This is a genomic window from Exiguobacterium sp. R-39 (assembly GCF_049942815.1).
Taxonomy (GTDB): domain Bacteria; phylum Bacillota; class Bacilli; order Exiguobacteriales; family Exiguobacteriaceae; genus Exiguobacterium_A.
The window spans coordinates 1,004,472-1,020,428 of record NZ_CP187965.1 but is presented as its reverse complement, the minus strand read 5'-3'; the positions used below and the strand labels follow the sequence as shown (position 1 = coordinate 1,020,428).

General features: G+C 47.3%; 16 protein-coding genes. 10 read left to right on the top strand and 6 right to left on the bottom strand.

Features of this window, described 5'->3' with window-relative positions; genetic code table 11:
- Positions 1-14: 14 nt before the first annotated feature.
- Positions 15-1,454 carry an NADP-dependent glyceraldehyde-3-phosphate dehydrogenase gene (locus ACP26N_RS05230; protein WP_131973146.1) on the bottom strand — a complete coding sequence of 480 codons (1,440 nt, stop codon included), beginning with the start codon at positions 1,452-1,454 and terminating at the stop codon, positions 15-17.
- Positions 1,455-1,669: 215 nt separating this feature from the next.
- On the opposite strand from ACP26N_RS05230, the gene ACP26N_RS05225 reads away from it, so the two are divergent.
- On the top strand, positions 1,670-2,548 hold the full coding sequence (locus tag ACP26N_RS05225) for a chemotaxis protein CheV (RefSeq protein ID WP_131503052.1): 879 nt from the start codon (positions 1,670-1,672) through the stop codon (positions 2,546-2,548).
- Between the two features lie 71 nt (positions 2,549-2,619).
- Here the strand turns inward: ACP26N_RS05225 and ACP26N_RS05220 are convergent, their stop codons facing one another.
- Positions 2,620-2,985, bottom strand: a complete 366-nt coding sequence (locus ACP26N_RS05220) for an Hpt domain-containing protein (RefSeq protein ID WP_188005281.1) — start codon at positions 2,983-2,985, stop codon at positions 2,620-2,622.
- A gap of 119 nt (positions 2,986-3,104) precedes the next feature.
- Here ACP26N_RS05220 and ACP26N_RS05215 point away from each other — a divergent pair, with 119 nt between their 5' ends.
- Positions 3,105-4,040, top strand: coding sequence for a magnesium transporter CorA family protein (locus tag ACP26N_RS05215; RefSeq protein WP_131503054.1), 936 nt, complete (start codon positions 3,105-3,107; stop codon positions 4,038-4,040).
- 127 nt (positions 4,041-4,167) lie between these two features.
- Here the strand turns inward: ACP26N_RS05215 and ACP26N_RS05210 are convergent, their stop codons facing one another.
- Positions 4,168-5,271, bottom strand: a complete 1,104-nt coding sequence (locus ACP26N_RS05210) for a PP2C family protein-serine/threonine phosphatase (protein WP_131973148.1) — start codon at positions 5,269-5,271, stop codon at positions 4,168-4,170.
- A 121-nt stretch (positions 5,272-5,392) separates the two neighbouring features.
- Here ACP26N_RS05210 and ytzI point away from each other — a divergent pair, with 121 nt between their 5' ends.
- On the top strand, positions 5,393-5,563 hold the full coding sequence (ytzI, locus tag ACP26N_RS05205; protein WP_131503056.1) for a YtzI protein: 171 nt from the start codon (positions 5,393-5,395) through the stop codon (positions 5,561-5,563).
- A gap of 133 nt (positions 5,564-5,696) precedes the next feature.
- The gene (locus ACP26N_RS05200; protein WP_131973149.1) at positions 5,697-6,239 is read left to right on the top strand and encodes a hypothetical protein; all 543 of its coding nucleotides are present in this window, start codon (positions 5,697-5,699) and stop codon (positions 6,237-6,239) included.
- A 42-nt stretch (positions 6,240-6,281) separates the two neighbouring features.
- Here ACP26N_RS05200 and ACP26N_RS05195 read toward each other — a convergent pair whose 3' ends face one another.
- Together ACP26N_RS05195 and ACP26N_RS05190 are read right to left on the bottom strand one after the other, a co-directional pair.
- The gene (locus ACP26N_RS05195; protein ID WP_131503059.1) at positions 6,282-6,869 is read right to left on the bottom strand and encodes a YdcF family protein; all 588 of its coding nucleotides are present in this window, start codon (positions 6,867-6,869) and stop codon (positions 6,282-6,284) included.
- 152 nt (positions 6,870-7,021) lie between these two features.
- Positions 7,022-7,843 carry an endonuclease I family protein gene (locus ACP26N_RS05190; protein ID WP_426354954.1) on the bottom strand — a complete coding sequence of 274 codons (822 nt, stop codon included), beginning with the start codon at positions 7,841-7,843 and terminating at the stop codon, positions 7,022-7,024.
- Positions 7,844-8,177: 334 nt separating this feature from the next.
- Between ACP26N_RS05190 and amyS the strand changes: the two genes are divergently transcribed.
- Positions 8,178-9,719: an alpha-amylase gene (gene amyS, locus ACP26N_RS05185; RefSeq protein ID WP_131503062.1), complete on the top strand. Its 1,542-nt coding sequence runs from the start codon at positions 8,178-8,180 to the stop codon at positions 9,717-9,719.
- Between the two features lie 60 nt (positions 9,720-9,779).
- Here amyS and ACP26N_RS05180 read toward each other — a convergent pair whose 3' ends face one another.
- Positions 9,780-10,394 (bottom strand): NAD(P)H-binding protein, encoded by a 615-nt coding sequence (locus ACP26N_RS05180; RefSeq protein WP_131503063.1) that lies wholly within the window; start codon positions 10,392-10,394, stop codon positions 9,780-9,782.
- A 224-nt stretch (positions 10,395-10,618) separates the two neighbouring features.
- On the opposite strand from ACP26N_RS05180, the gene ACP26N_RS05175 reads away from it, so the two are divergent.
- The 5 genes from ACP26N_RS05175 to ACP26N_RS05155 are packed head-to-tail and all read left to right on the top strand — an operon-like array spanning position 10,619 to position 15,956.
- Positions 10,619-11,542 (top strand): AAA family ATPase, encoded by a 924-nt coding sequence (locus ACP26N_RS05175; RefSeq protein ID WP_131503065.1) that lies wholly within the window; start codon positions 10,619-10,621, stop codon positions 11,540-11,542.
- 4 nt (positions 11,543-11,546) lie between these two features.
- Positions 11,547-12,614 carry a DUF58 domain-containing protein gene (locus tag ACP26N_RS05170; protein ID WP_426354952.1) on the top strand — a complete coding sequence of 356 codons (1,068 nt, stop codon included), beginning with the start codon at positions 11,547-11,549 and terminating at the stop codon, positions 12,612-12,614.
- A gap of 23 nt (positions 12,615-12,637) precedes the next feature.
- Complete coding sequence (locus ACP26N_RS05165; RefSeq protein WP_426354951.1) at positions 12,638-13,504, top strand: ABC transporter permease subunit; 867 nt, start codon at positions 12,638-12,640, stop codon at positions 13,502-13,504.
- Positions 13,501-14,520, top strand: a complete 1,020-nt coding sequence (locus ACP26N_RS05160; RefSeq protein ID WP_426354950.1) for an ABC transporter permease — start codon at positions 13,501-13,503, stop codon at positions 14,518-14,520. Before ACP26N_RS05165 ends, ACP26N_RS05160 begins: the two co-directional genes overlap by 4 nt.
- Positions 14,521-14,528: 8 nt before the next feature.
- Entirely contained in the window at positions 14,529-15,956 is a 1,428-nt protein-coding gene (locus ACP26N_RS05155; RefSeq protein WP_426354948.1) for an FAD-binding protein, read from the top strand.
- The last annotated feature ends 1 nt before the right edge of the window (position 15,957 follow it).

Genomic DNA, 15,957 nt, shown 5'->3' with positions numbered 1-15,957 from the left:
CATAAAAATTGTTCTTATTTTAAGTTGAGCACTGTTACTTTATCGCGTGTCATCGAAGCGAGGCTTCGTCCGACACCCTGTACACCAAGACCCGATGATTTTACACCGATGAATGGGAAATGATCGGGACCACGTTCCGTCCGACCGTTAATTTGGACAGAACCCGTTTCAAGCGCATCTGCGACACTGAATGCTGCGTCGATGTTTTCCGTGAAGACACTTGCTTGAAGACCGTATTCCGATTCGTTCGCATAGGCAATCATTTCCTCGACCGAGTTGACACGGATGACGGGTAAGACCGGTCCGAATGGTTCTTCCCATGCAATCCGCATATCGCGTGTCACGTGGTCAAACAGTGTCGGCTCAATCAGGTTCGCCGTCCGGTTTCCGCCTGTAACGAGCGTTGCCCCTTTTTCTTTTGCATCTGTAATCAATCCTTCGACGAAATCAGCTGATTTCGCATCGATCAACGGGACGACAACACTTTCGTCTTCCGGCGAACCGACTGTCAATTTCGCGATCCGGGCAGACAATTCTGCGACAAGCGCATCTGCCTGTTCTTCAAGAACAAATACTCGTTTGATGGCTGTGCAACGTTGTCCGGAATACGAAAACGCACCGCTGATGATGTGATCTGCCGCTAGCGAGAGATCCGCATCCTCAAGAACGAGGGCCGGGTCTTTCCCACCAAGTTCGAGAACGAGTGGAATCATCGCTGATTGACGTGACAAGTGTTGTCCTGTTGCTGTACCACCTGTAAAAGTAATCATGTTGATGCCCGGATGCGCTGTCAAATAATCTCCGATGACTGAACCGCGTCCTGTCACGAGGTTAACAAGACCTGACGGCAATCCTGCCGCGACAAGTGCTTCAACCATCAACGTACCACTGATTGAACCTTGTGTTGCCGGTTTGAAGACGACGGCGTTTCCTGTCATCAAAGCCGGTGCAAGTTTCGCAGCCGCAAGATTGACTGGATAGTTAAACGGTGAAATCGCCAGTACGACGCCGAGCGGTGCTTTTTTAATGATTGCGATTTTTTTAGCACTTCCACCCGGGAATGAGTCTCCTTGCATCATTTGACCGTCAAAACGAAGGCCTTCTTCTGCTGTATAACGGATGATTTCCGCCGTCCGTTTGACTTCTTTGATTCCGTCAGCAAGCCCTTTACCAACTTCACGCATGATGACTTTACCAATTTCGTCCGCACGTTTTTCTAACTCCGTTGCCCAGGCATGAAGCAATTCGGCCCGTTTGTTGGCAGGGACTTTCGCCCACTGCGCTTGTGCTGTTTTAGCAGACGAAATAGCCCGGTCTACTTCTGATTTTGTCATCGCTTGAACGCGACCGACTGTATCTTCTTTATAAGGGGAAGAAATTTCAATGGTTTCATTGGATTCACTTTCCTGCCATTGCCCGTCTAATAAGTATGTGTATGTTGTTGCTGTAGTCATTCCACTCGACCTCCATTTATTTTTTCTCTCTCACTTCAGTGTGTGGCTGCATAGCCTATTGTAATCAATTGGTCAGACAAATGCCAAACTTTTTGCTTAACATAAAATGAAAGCGATTTCAATAACTTTTTTATTCTTTTTGATGTGGAAGAATCGCTTCTTTCTGCCGATAACTAGTCAGAAGTGCAGTGCAGGATGGAAAGGGGCTCAATTACGTGTACAATCAACACGATATTTTATTAGAAGCTGGAACAAATGAATTGGAAATCGTTATTTTTCATTGCGGACCGTATACGTTCGGCATCAATGTCATGAAAGTCCGGGAAATCATCGTTCCGTTACCGATGACACCATTACCCGGAACACCGGACGCCGTCAAAGGGTTGATCGAGCTTCGGGGTGAAGTCATGACGGTCATCGATTTACCGACTGTCATTGGTGTGGCCCACGAAGAAACAACGGATGATCGCTTGATCATCTGTGAGTTTAACGGCGAGAAGAGTGTCCTCCGTGTCGATTCCGTAACGGAAATCCGTCGTATTTCATGGGAACAGATTGATACACCAAACGAACTTGCCCGCGGCATCGAAGGATTGACGAATGGTGTCGTCAAGACGGGAGACAAGATGATTATCTTGCTTGATTATGAGAAAATTGCGCTGGAACTTTCCCGCAAAGACATCTTTGCCCGCGAAGAAGGCCGCCGTGTTTCACCCCGCAACCGGTCGAACAAAACGATTTGGATTGCGGAAGATTCGGAAATGCTCCGGACTCTCATTATTGAAACGCTGGAGGAAGCCGGTTATCATGGCTTGAAATGGTTCATCAATGGTAAAGATGCATTGGACGCGTTTGAGGCAGGCAGCGACTGCGATCTCTTGATTACCGACATCGAGATGCCGAAGATGGATGGACTGCATTTGACGAAACGATTGCGTGAAGATGATCGTTATGCGGAGTTACCAATCGTCGTCTTCTCATCCTTGATTTCGGATGACCTCCGTCATAAAGGCGAATCTGTCGGTGTGAACGCACAGATTACAAAACCAGAAATCGGTCGACTGATTGAAACCGTCGATACATACGTGCTCTGACTAATAGTTTCCTAAACAAATAACCGTCTCCTGACTAATCAGGAAACGGTTATTTGTTTAGACGTATTTTATTAAACGAAATCACTGTTTTTTCCGAGAAATACATTCAGCCAAATTTTTCTGAAATCTACCATGCAGTCTTCAATCCGGGTCAAAACACCGGCCGCATTCTCGACTGAGCCTGTCTCCGCCTCTTTTTCCAGCAATTCAAAGTCATCCGCTAAGTCATCCGCCGCAACGGAATAGGAGGCACCCTTAAGTAAATGAGCTAATTTTTCCGTCTGTTCGGCATCGTTTGCTTCGACCGCATCCTTCAATTCCGGAAACTTCCGATCAAACTGGGCAATATACGTCTCACCGATTTTTTGCAAGAATACATCATCACCGCCTGCAATCAGACGTAGTTCTTCTAACTTCTTTTCATTAAAAAAAGGCATCTTTTCCCCTCCTCTTTTCTATATTATCACTATTCGTTTTAAAAAAAAATCTGAGAATCATTTACACGGTCGATATAGTATTCCTATAATAAAAAAGTGAAGAGCAGGAGGGATAGACAATGTTGACGATTTATCGAAGTGATGTGACGGGGGCAGTCAACGAAATTCAGGAGTTTACGAAAGGTTCCTGGATTCATCTTGTCAATCCGACAAAAGACGAAGCCGATCAAGTCATCGCTGCTACGAAAATTCCTGAGGATTTTATTTATGACCCACTTGATGTCGAGGAAAAACCTCGTTTCGAGAAAGATGATGAAGGTTTGTTGATGATTGTCGACGTTCCTTACATTGAAGAAGAATCATCCGGACGCCGTTACAATACGATTCCACTCGGTATCATCGTGACGTCAAGACACTTCATCACCGTCTGTTCGCAACAGTTGGATGTCCTGACGTTATTCTCAAGCGGAAAACTCCGCGCGTTCCGGACGAATTACCGTTCCCGATTCGTCTTTCAAATCTTATATAAAGTCAGTTCTTCGTATCTCCGGTTCCTGCGGCAAATCGACCGCCGGATGGATGAGCTCGAGGAAGAATTACAACGTTCGATGCGAAATCAAGAAATTTTCCAATTAATGAATTTACAAAAATCACTTGTGTATTTCATGACTTCCTTGAAGTCAAACGACGGAGTACTCGACCGGATCATCAAAACACCGAGTCTTGAAAAACACGAAGACGATGAAGACCTGCTCGAAGATGTGTTCGTTGAACACCGCCAGGCCATGGAAATGGCCCAAATCTATAAAGATATTATCAGCTCAACGATGGATACGTTTGGTTCCGTCATCTCAAACAATGTCAACTTCGTCATGAAGTTTCTCGCGTCGATCACGATTGTCATCTCGATCCCGACCATGATTTCCGGAATGTTCGGGATGAACGTTCATGTGCCGTGGGAAGGCGAAGTCATGGGCTTTTGGATTGTCTTCGGCATGATGATTTTCTTCTCTGGCTTAGCCGCCTTTATTTTATGGCGCCGCCGTTTCTTTTAGTGCGTATGAATGGATGGACAAAAAACCACTTACTTTTGAATGCCTTAGCCTAGAAACGCGTGTTGAGACGACTGTCTCTTCGGCCCTCTACCTAAGTCCATCAAAAGGAAAGTGGTTTTTTTGCAGATTAGTTGATTTCGATGGTCACGAGACATAAATCGTCCGCATCATCACTTTGATCCGGTTGAATCAATTGATGAATCGCCGGTCCCTGTTCCTGAATCAATTCACGAATCGCACTGATTCCTTCATCGATTCCCTTACTGTACAATTCCATGAAGCCATCTGTATACAAGTAGACACAACCTGGCGAAACGAGGTCAATCGTCTGGCTCGTATACTCAGAATCTTCGAACATCCCGACTGGTAATCCCGTATTTTCAAGCGGAATGATTTGATTCCCCATCCGCAGCAAGCCCGGTGGATGCCCGGCATTTGCATAACTGAGTTTCATCTCATCCAGTTCGATGTACAAGTACACGGCCGTAAAGTAAATTTCTGTTTCATCGCCCGGGAACAGGCGGCTCATCTGTTTGTTTAATTCCTCGAGAACTTTCGCCGGATCTCCGATGCGGTGCACGAGTTCAAATAAAATCGAACTCATTCCCATCGTAATCAACGCAGACGATACACCGTGTCCCATGACATCAAATAAGATGATTCCGTATTTTTTCGGCGAAATCCGGTACCAGGCATACATATCGCCTGCCAGCTTTTTCGACGGAATGTATGTCGCCATGATGCGGATGTCTTCGTCCTCGATGTTTGCACTTAACACGCTTTGCTGAAGCTTTTGTGCTAAATCAAAGTCTTCCTGCAAGACTTTTTCGTAGCGCTTTCGGGCGTCAATCGCCTGTTTGAGCGACATCGCATTTCGGACACGGGCGAGCAGTTCCGTTTTCCGAATCGGTTTCGTCGTGTAATCGGAAGCACCGGCATCAAGTCCGTCTGCAATATCTTCCTCATTCGATCGACCTGATACGATGACGATCGGTAACTCATCCAGGCCAAACCGTTTACGAATCAGACGTGTCGCATCAATGCCACTGATTCCAGGCATTTCGACGTCAAGTAATACAACGTCCAGTGTTTCAATGAACAACGGATCTTCCATCAGCTCTAGCGCTTCTTCCCCGCTCATCGCCTTGACCACATCGTATCCTTCATTTTCAAGCAATCGTTCTAAAATCATCAAATTCGTAAACTCATCATCTACGACCAGTATACTCATGTCGTCACCTCGCTCTATCCACATATTCATTGAAAATAGTTTAGCATACAATTTACATTTTCGTTTAGACGAAAGCTGCTTTTTCCGTCATACTATAGAAGAATGAAAGGGGGAATGGATCATGTGGCTTTATGTCGTCTCCATTCTAATCATTGTCTTCGTCTTAGTCGCTTCAATCCTCGTGATTTCAAAGGGTTACGGCTATAAAGGCAACAAGGATGACATCGAAATCGATTACGATGAAATCAACCGTAAATTAACTGAAAAGCACGATGACAAGCACCGGCCGTAACACCATCAAATCGTCTCAGACCATCATATCATTGGATGGTCTTTTTGTTGTATTACAAATGCATGTTTTTAGTTGTGAGATAAGGGTATATTCCTATCATGGTGTCAAATCATACTTTAAGGGAGTGTCAATCATGCAACCAAACTTACCAAACGATCCTCATGCTGTACATGCCGAAAATCCGAATCGCCAGTTCGATCAGGAAACTTCATCTGGTCGTCAAGTCAGTTTACTTACAGGAATGCTGCTAGGTGCAGTCGTCGGCGGTCTTCTGACGTTACTCAGCTCATCTAGCCGTCAAAATACGAAACAAAGCCTGCGCGGTGCTAAAGACTCTGTCTCAACGCTCGCTTCATCGATTAAAGAAGATCCGTCAGGCAAAGCATCACAAGTCATCAACCAAGTGAAAAGCGCTTCAAGCATCATCCAGGAAGTCGCATCCGACGTCCAAAACGTGTATGACAAAGTCAACACGGAGCTTGATACCGTCAAGACTGATGCGTCGTCCGTCAAAGATACGGTCACTGAAGCTAAAGGAGATCTCAACTCGATCAGCAGTAAAGTCGTTGAAGCGAAAGATGTGGCACTCGGAAAAGAGGAGGCGCCTCCTGAGCACCAACCGAACAACACGCAACACGATGATTCGAAACAAGATCAGTCACAGCAAAATAAATAATTTAATGAAACCTTTCCGGGACAATCCGGGAAGGTTTTTTTTTCATTGGAAGTATTTTACGACAATCGCAACACGTTCCCGCATTCCGTAACGCAAGACGCCAGACAGTGGTGTCTCAGCCGGAACAGCGTCGGTCTTTAAGTCCATCTGTTCCGCCTCTTTTCGGGCACGGTACAAATGGAAGTCCGACGTCACGATCGAGACACGGTTTTCCGATTCCGGTAACAGTCGTTTTGAAAACGTCAGATTTTCAGTCGTCGATGTCGATTGATCTTCCAGCAACAACCGTTCTTCACTGATTCCACCTTGAAGCATTCCCCGTCGCATCGCTTCCGCTTCCGAAATCGCTTCTCCGTCCCCTTGTCCTCCGCTTAAGATGAATGTTGTATCCGGAAATTGTTTTCCGTACCGGACAGCTGCCTCAATCCGGTTGCTTAAAATCAACGAGGGTTTCTCCCCTTTGACACCGGCTCCAAGCACGATGACGTAAGGATGTTTTCCGTTCGCAAGCGGTCGTTCCCCCTTTGCGACGAACCAACCGATACTGAACCAGAATACGGTGAGCAATAAGAGTAATCCAAGACCGGTTTTATAAAAACGGCGTATGATATGTTTAACTGTATTCTTCATAATTATGTCCCCTCAGTGGTAAGATCCTGCTGTCTTTTTATCACCTCTTTCTATACGCCTCACCACTCAAAAGGTTTCAACTCGTTTTCTCAGCAAAAAGAGCGACACTTCCGCAAAAAATCGGTGTGTCGCTCTTCCTTATCTGCCTGACATTAATTTCCCCAAATTGATGTCACGTATTCCGGGTGATCGATAAACGGATTCCGGTTTTTCTGCCACTTCTCAAAGATGATATCGTTTCGTCTGATTTCCGTCGCATCGACCGGATCAAGTTTGTTCCATGCTTTTAGCGTCGACAATTTGCCATGAAGTGGATTCGTGCCGTTGCTGACGTTTTCTGATGCTTCTAAATCAATTTCACCGCCGCCTTCATAGCGTACTGCCATGTAGAAGATCATGCGTGCGATATCGCCTTTGACACGTGTCGGTGGTTCCCATGAATCGCTGTCGCGGTAGCAGTCACACCCGGCATACTTCGTTCCGCCGTTATCAAAATCAAGATTCCCCCGTGCGCTGTTGACGACGACGTCTTCTGCCCGAAGATGATGCAGATCTGTTCCCGGTCCGTTGCTTGTTCCAAAATCACCGTGCGACTTTGCCCAGACATGCTCCCGGTTCCATTGACCGACGTTCCCACCATTACTGCTCTTGGCAATCGATTTACCCGTGTAAAGTTCGATGACATTATTTGCATTGTTCGGATCTTGATCCGTTTCCTTCAGAGCAGTCCAAACCGTATCGTATGATACTTGCGTATGGTTATCGATGATATCGTGCAGTGAGGCTTTTAATGCTGCTCCTGTCTTACTCGACGCTGGTAGGTAGTACGCGTCGATTGTCGATTGTGACGTGACCATCTGAGGTCCGGCAACGATTTTCGTTGGTTCTGTTTTAGCGATGACTGGTGTAAACGAAATTGACCCGAGTGCAAGTGCAGCGACAAGCGCCCCGCTGATTTTCGACTTCCAATTCATACTGTGTTTCCCCCTTGGTTACATATGTATGTGCTCGTCTTACCTCCTCATTTTTACACCTCCTTTCGCATCTGAGAAGCTGGACAAAAGACCTTAAAATCCCTCGAACTAAACTGAATCAAAATTCATTCAGTTATTCAAGAGTCCGATGGTCCTGTTTTTTTCTTGAGAACAGGTCAACCGGCTGATTATTCTTCTCCACAAAAAATATTCCAGGTTCAAAAGTCACGAAAACAAGATGTTCAGAAATAAACGCCACGGTTGATACAGCAACTTTCAAGACTTGATATACTATAAATGCAAACGCTTTCATAAAATTATAGGAGGTCTTTTCATGAAACAAAAACGCTTGATTGTCGCTACACTCGCGACCGCTACTTTTTTAGCGCCACTTGTGCAACCGATTGCAGTAGGGGCGACGGCAGATAACGGAACGATGATGCAGTATTTTGAATGGTATGTTCCGAATGACGGCAACCACTGGAACCGCCTCGGCAGTGATTCAACAAAACTCGATCAACTCGGGATCACCTCCGTCTGGATACCCCCCGCTTACAAAGGAACGACCCAAAACGATGTCGGATACGGCGCTTATGATTTATACGATCTCGGGGAATTTAATCAAAAAGGAACCGTCCGGACGAAATATGGAACGAAAGCTCAACTGAAAACAGCAATCAGCCAACTACATACAGCCGGCATCGATGTATATGGCGATGTCGTCATGAATCATAAAGGCGGCGCCGATTTCACAGAAGCCGTGACAGCGGTCGAAGTGAGTGGCAGCAACCGCAATCAGGAAATCTCGGGGGATTACCAGATTCAAGCCTGGACCGGTTTTGATTTCGCGGCGCGAAACAATACGTATTCGAACTTTAAGTGGAAATGGTATCACTTTGACGGAACGGACTGGGATCAATCCCGTTCGAAAAGTGCCATCTACAAATTCCGCGGGACCGGAAAAGCATGGGATACTGACGTCTCGACCGAAAATGGAAACTATGACTACTTGATGTATGCGGATATCGATTTCGATCATCCGGAAGTTCAGCAGGAAATGAAGAACTGGGGCAAATGGTACGTCAATGAACTGGGTCTCGACGGATTCCGCCTTGATGCCGTCAAACACATCAAACACGGTTATCTCGCAGACTGGCTCGCGAACGTCCGTCAGACGACCGGAAAGCCGTTATTCACGGTTGCTGAATACTGGCAAAATGATCTCGGCACTTTGCAAAACTATTTGAGCCGAACGAACTATCAGCAATCGGTCTTTGATGCTCCGCTCCACTATAAGTTCGAGCAGGCGAGTAAAGGCGGCGGCTACTATGACATGCGGACAATTTTCGACGGCACACTCGTCAAGACGAATCCGGTTCAAGCCGTCACACTTGTTGAGAATCATGATTCCCAGCCGGGGCAATCACTTGAGTCGACCGTACAATCGTGGTTCAAACCGCTTGCTTACGCCATGATTTTGACGCGTGAACAAGGATATCCGTCGGTCTTCTACGGCGATTACTACGGAACAAAGGGCACGTCGAACCGTGAAATCCCGGCGCTTGCCTCAAAAATCGATCCGCTGTTAAAAGCGCGAAAAGACTTTGCCTTCGGAAAACAAAACGATTATCTCGATAACGCCGACGTCATCGGCTGGACCCGTGAAGGTGTGACGGATCGTACAAAATCAGGTCTTGCGACGATTTTGTCGGACGGTCCGGGCGGCAGTAAATGGATGTACGTCGGGACACAAAACAAAGGCGAAGTCTGGACGGACATCACCGGCAACAACACGGCTTCCGTCACGATCAATCAGGACGGTTACGGTCAATTCTTCGTGAACGGCGGCTCGGTTTCTGTCTACCGCCAGCAATAAGTTCAAAAAAAAACCGGTTGTTCACAGGACGTTTCCGTCCACTGAACAACCGGTTTCTTTTTATTCGGCGAGTCCGATGCTGCTGCGGACATGTTCGTCCTGTTCGATTGCTTCCAGTAAAAAGTGAGCGACATCTGCCCGGTTGATTTGTTTTGCCTGCTCCGGGACCCCGCTCTCTGTTTGGCGATACAAGCCGGTCAACGGACCGTTCATCAGACGAAGCGGCCGGGCGACCGTATAGGCGACGTCCGCCTGTTTCAACAGTTCAATCGCCTGCCGGTGATCCTTTAAAGGATTTTTTAGAATCTGTTGAGCAAGTAACCCCTGAGCACCGGGCAGTTCCTGGTCGACTCCCGCAGAAGCGACGTATCCGATCCGTTCGACCCCGTTCACCTTCATCGCATTCACGATTCGCAAGAGGCTCCGTTCTAAAAATCCACTGTATGCGAGACTCTCGGTCCCTAAGGCCGTCAATACTGCCTCTTGTCCCTGCATCGCTTGATTCACTGCGTCCTGGTTAAGTACGTCTCCTTCCATGACACGCAGTTTCTCGTCCGTCAACTCGAGTTTGTTTGCATTACGGACGAATGCCGTCACCGTATGTCCATGGGCAATCGCCTGTTTGACCAACTCCTGCCCGGTTTGTCCGGTTGCTCCGAAAATAATCAGTTTCATAAAAATGGCCTCCCTTTATCTGTTCTTTTACTCATGTACCCTTCCCTTTCAGTCAGTAATCGTCTGGCATTTTATAGTGAATCAGAAATAGTTTCTTCTTGTTTTCGATTTGTGCTAAAATTCAGTTAATATTATTGGGTATTTTTTCCTTAAGTTGCTTTATTTCTTAAATCCTTTTCAAAACGGCTGTTTGAAGTTCATTCCACTAGACGGAGGCGTACATATTGAAATTACAACAATTAAAAGACCAGCTCAATACGATCTATCTCGGAAAGTCTGATGTCATCGATTTGTGTTTAACGGCATTGATCGCCGAAGGTCATATCCTCCTTGAAGATGTACCGGGTACCGGAAAAACGATGCTCGCTAAAGCCCTGGCCAACAGTTTCGACAGTGCCTTCTCCCGGATTCAGTTCACGGCCGACCTGCTGCCGTCTGACGTCATCGGTTCCGACTTCTTCAACATGAAAACCCAGGAGTTTGAGAATAAGCGCGGTCCTCTGTTTGCGAACATCGTTTTGATTGACGAAATCAACCGGGCTGTTCCGCGGACCCAGTCTGCTTTGCTCGAAGCGATGGAAGAGCGTCAAGTCTCAATCGGCGGGACAACGTACCAGATGCCGGCTCCGTTTTTTGTCATCGCCACGCAAAATCCAATTGAATCCGCCGGAACCTTCCCGCTTCCGGATGCCCAGCTCGACCGCTTCATGGTGGCGATTGAAGTCGGATATCCTGATCTGGAACATGAACGCCAACTGTTGAACGAAGTATTGGCGAACGTCCGGAAACAAGCCATCGGTATCGCGACAGGCGGCGACTTGATTACATGGCAGGAAGAAGCACGGCGCGTTCATGCGTCTCAGGATGTACTCGATTATCTATTGTCGATCGTCCAGGCAACCCGTCACCATGCTCTCGTCGAAGTCGGCGTCAGTCCCCGTGGTGCGATTGCTTTACTTCGGGCATCACAAAGTTATGCCTTCCTCAACGGACGCGATTTTATCATTCCGGAAGACATCAAATACTTGGCGAAACATGTCTTGTCCCATCGTTTAATGTTAACGCTTGAAGGCGGCATCAAAACGACGAAAGCCGATTTATTACTGCATCTGCTTGATGACATTCCGGTCCCGGTTGAAATGGGGTGATGTCATGCACATCGAACGTTCGGTTCCATTTTGGCTGGAACGCCGGCTCTTTTCCGTTTATGTCATTTTAACGTTCGTTTTCTTATTCATCCCGGGATTGTCCTTACTCGGTTTTTTATTCGCAGCAATCGCCACCGTTCACTACGTTGTCGGGCAGACTGAAAAACAATTGAAGCGCGACATTGCCTTGGAATGGAAACATTACGAACCGCTGATGTTTAATCAGGAGTCGACTGCGTTGCGTTTGCAGCTGTTCGGTCTTGAAGCCCTTGAAAAATTAGGACTGAAGACCACCCTTCGGCTGCACACGGATAACGGTCTCATTTTCCCTGACATGGATCCGCTCCACCCGCATACGTATCATGCCGTCATCGGATCGGACGAACAAATTGAAATCCCGATTCAGGCGATGCGGCGGGGACCGGCGCATTTTGACGAACTCACCCTGACAATCCGGCTGCCGTGGCGGATGGGCGTGTATCTGTTTACCTTTGATGCATTTCCTCATTTCACGGTCTTACCTTCGCTGACGGCACAGGCGACACCACTCCTGTTGCATCGGCTTCGGATCGGGGATCGTGCCGACCGGTACTCTCCACTGAAAAATAAGCTCGTTCAACTGGGGGCAAAACCGTATACGGCTGAGCCGTCGAAAGAAATCGACTGGTATGCGACAGCCAAGACCGGCCGTCTGCAGACCAAGGTCTTTGAGACGAGCAATCAGGATACGTTCAGCCTCGCCTTGAATCTGTCCGGACCAAGCGGTTACGGACTGCATACGAACTTTGAGACGTTCATTGATCAGACAGCGTTTCTCGCAAGTGAGCTGATTAAAGAAGGCTGTAAAGTTGAACTGTTTTTAAACCATCTCGACGCAAACAACCGGATGACCCATTTAAAGCTTCAGGAAGGGCAGCCTCAACTGAAACAAATCCTGTTGACGTTATCGACCCTGTCGACGCGGGACACCTATATTCCAACCGGTCAATTCGAACGGTACGTCACACGTCGAAAACACCGAAATAGCCAATTGATTCAAATTGGTAATGATCATATTCAAGCTATCGGTTAAACCGTACTTGCAGGAGGGACAATATGCCGTCATTTCTCATCCGTAAAACCACTCAACTCGTGTTCGCCTTCTTTGTTCTGGTCGTCATCAGTGCTTTACCGCATCTGATTGTTCAGATGCGACCGGATTTCCCGAAGTATTTCAACGCAGTGCAACAACAGCTCAGTCTGTTGACGTCTTCACATCCATTAACGTATTACAATGCAACGGCTGGAGAAAACAGACTGTTATTTCCGGATCTTCAGCCGTTCATTCAGGAGACGCTCGTCATCTTCAGCAGCGCTCTGCTTTGTTCATCGATTGCGGCTTTACTTTATGCGTTTTTATTTTACCGGGCCGGAGCAAAAATCCGTTCCGTCTTGACGCAAACTGCCCGACTCCTGGAAATGATTCCTGATTTATTTTGGATCATTTTTTCACAATTCATCATCGTCATTTTATTCAAGACGACCGGATTTGATCAAATCGAGGTTGCTGGGGGATTTAGCGATTCAATCCGGTTCCTGCCGATTTTGACATTATCCTTAACGACCGTTTTTTTCTTCATCAAATGGCTGACCGGTCGGATTCAGGAAGAACAGCATGCAAGCTACCTGGAGTTGGCCCGCGCAAAAGGTATCCACTCGTCCCGGCTGTTTTGGCAACATTTGATGCCAAATCTGTTTTATCGTTTTTATCTGTTTTTCCGGACGAACATCATTACGATTCTTTCGAGTCTGGTCGTCATCGAGTATACTTTTAACGTCCAGGGACTGTTTCGTTTTATCTTAATCAATCAGGATTTTTCGATACTGCTTGTTTTATTGCTTTTAATCTATCTGCCCTTTTTCATATTAGATACGGTGGCAGAACTTTGTATCCCCCGCTCGTGGAAAGGAGAGATTTCATGAGACGTGTTTTGAGATATGACTTCATCTTTTGGATGTGCCTGTTGTTCTTTGGAACATTGTTGTTACTCAGTTTCGGTAATGCCGTGTTTCGTGACGGACAGGTCGATCAAATTCAAAATCTCTATTCGAAAGACGGAACATTTATCGCCACCTCACCACTCGAACCCTCCACGGATCGTTGGTTTGGGACGGACCGTTCCGGAAACGATTTGTTTCAGGTGATGATTGAAGGGGCCAAGTGGACGATTGGTGTTTGTGTCAGCGTCGCCTTCGCCCGAATCGTTCTCGCCTTGCTGATCGGTGTCCCGCTCGCTTTCCGGGGAAAACGGCTGTATACGGCATTACGTCTCCTGCTGGACGGTTTCTTGATCATTCCGATTTCGTTGCTCGCCTTGTTTATTTTATTGCCGGCTTTCCTATTTATAGATCCCGCCTCGGTTCCGTCCGCGTTCTCGCGTGTCTTCCTCGAAGTCAGTGTCTTAACGGTACTCGGTTTACCGGCATTGGTGCTGTATTTAATCGGTGAGACCCGGCAACTGCTTGCACAAGAATTCATGCTTGTCGCCCGCACACTCGGCGGACGTCCTGGACATCAGTTTCGGGTACATATTTGGCCGCATCTGTTGCCGACGCTAACGATTGTCTTCATGCAACAGTTCGTTCAGACATTAATGGTCCTGATCCATCTCTCGTTGTTCGGCTTGTTTTTTGGCGGAACACTCGTCTTATTCGAAGGTGGCGCGGCCCCGATCATTTTTGAATGGGCATCCCAGTTCGGCTACTATTTCCTGCAATTCTCAGCCGTTTCGTGGATCAACCATCTGTTTTTAGTTCCGGCGATTGCTTTAGCTTTGCTCGTGTTCTTTGCCAACTTACTGACCAGCCGCCTCGAGCGTGCTTACCTCTTGCGCCGCCAACAAATAAGTAGTTCAACTCAATCCCTTTCTGAAGCGGAAGCAGCGACAGCCCATTTGTCTCACCCGTTTGATCCGGTCGACATTTCAATCAAATCCTAGGAGGATGTATGAAGCGAATAATCATTGGTGCCGTCATTGTAATTTATGTGACGGTTTTTAGTTTTTCCATTTGGACTTATCAACACCCGGTCCTGAACAGTTCCGATCAGTCAAACTTACTCCCGACCCGTGTCAAACAGATTCGGTCGGCAACTTCGACGGATGACCTGAAGTCCTGGATTGAGCAAGCAAAACAACGCCAGGAGACGGTGTCGATTGCCGGTATGCAACACAGTCAAGGCGGGCAGACATACCTGCCGGACACGACAGTCCTTGATATGACCAAGTACGATCAGATTCTAGATTATACTCCCAGAACGAAACGGATTACCGTCCAAAGCGGCGCCACCTGGGGTGAAATTCAAGACCGGATTCAGCCGGACGGTCTAGCAATTCAAGTCATGCAGTCGCAGAATATCTTTACAGTAGGCGGCGCACTCAGCGTCAATGTCCACGGCCGGGATATCCGTTACGGTTCCCTGTTTGATACGGTCGATTCGTTTCGGCTGTTGCAAGCGGACGGTTCCGTCGTCAACGTCAGCCGGACGGAACATGCGGATTTATTCCGCCTGGTCCCCGGCGGATATGGTCTCTTCGGTATCATTTTGGACGTTACTTTGAAACTGACAAACGATGAATGGTACGCCGAGCAGACTGTCGCCTTGAATTATCAGGATTATCCGGCTTATTTCCGGCAACATGTCCTCGGTGACGATGACGTCCGTATGCACATCGGACGTATTTCTGTCGCGCCGGACGGATTTTTCAAAGACATGTATGTCACGAACTATCGTAAAACAGAGCGGACAACTCCGATTGAAGAGGAACCGCTCAAGCAAGAAACCATCATCGCTTTGCCGAAAGCATTACTCGGCATCTCCCGGTACAGCGACTTCGGAAAAAATCAGCTTTGGTCATTTCAGAAATCGTATTTCCTGAAGCAGAGTGGAACGTTCGAATCCCGTAACAATGTCATGCGTTCCGACAGTGCGTTTATGGAATATACGAGTCCCGGTCGAACCGAATTACTCCAGGAATACTTCGTGCCGGTTGATTCGTTTGTTTCCTACATCGATCAATTGCGGTCGATTTTGACAGCCGAGGAACTGAATGTCTTGAATATCACGATCCGGTATGTCGAGCAGGATGAAACAGCTGCCTTGTCCTATGCGAAACAGGATATGTTTGCCCTCGTCTGGCTGATCAATACGGAAACGGATCCGATATCAATCAACGAAACGAAACGGATTGTCCAAAAGTTGATTGATGCGACACTCGCACATCAGGGCAGTTACTACCTGCCGTACTATCCGTTCGCAACACGCAAGCAGTTCCATGACGCCTATCCGAATGCTGCTACTTTTAAAGAAGCCAAACAAAAGCAGGATCCCGATGGCCTTTTCATGAACCAATTTTATCTCGACTATTTTAAGTAAG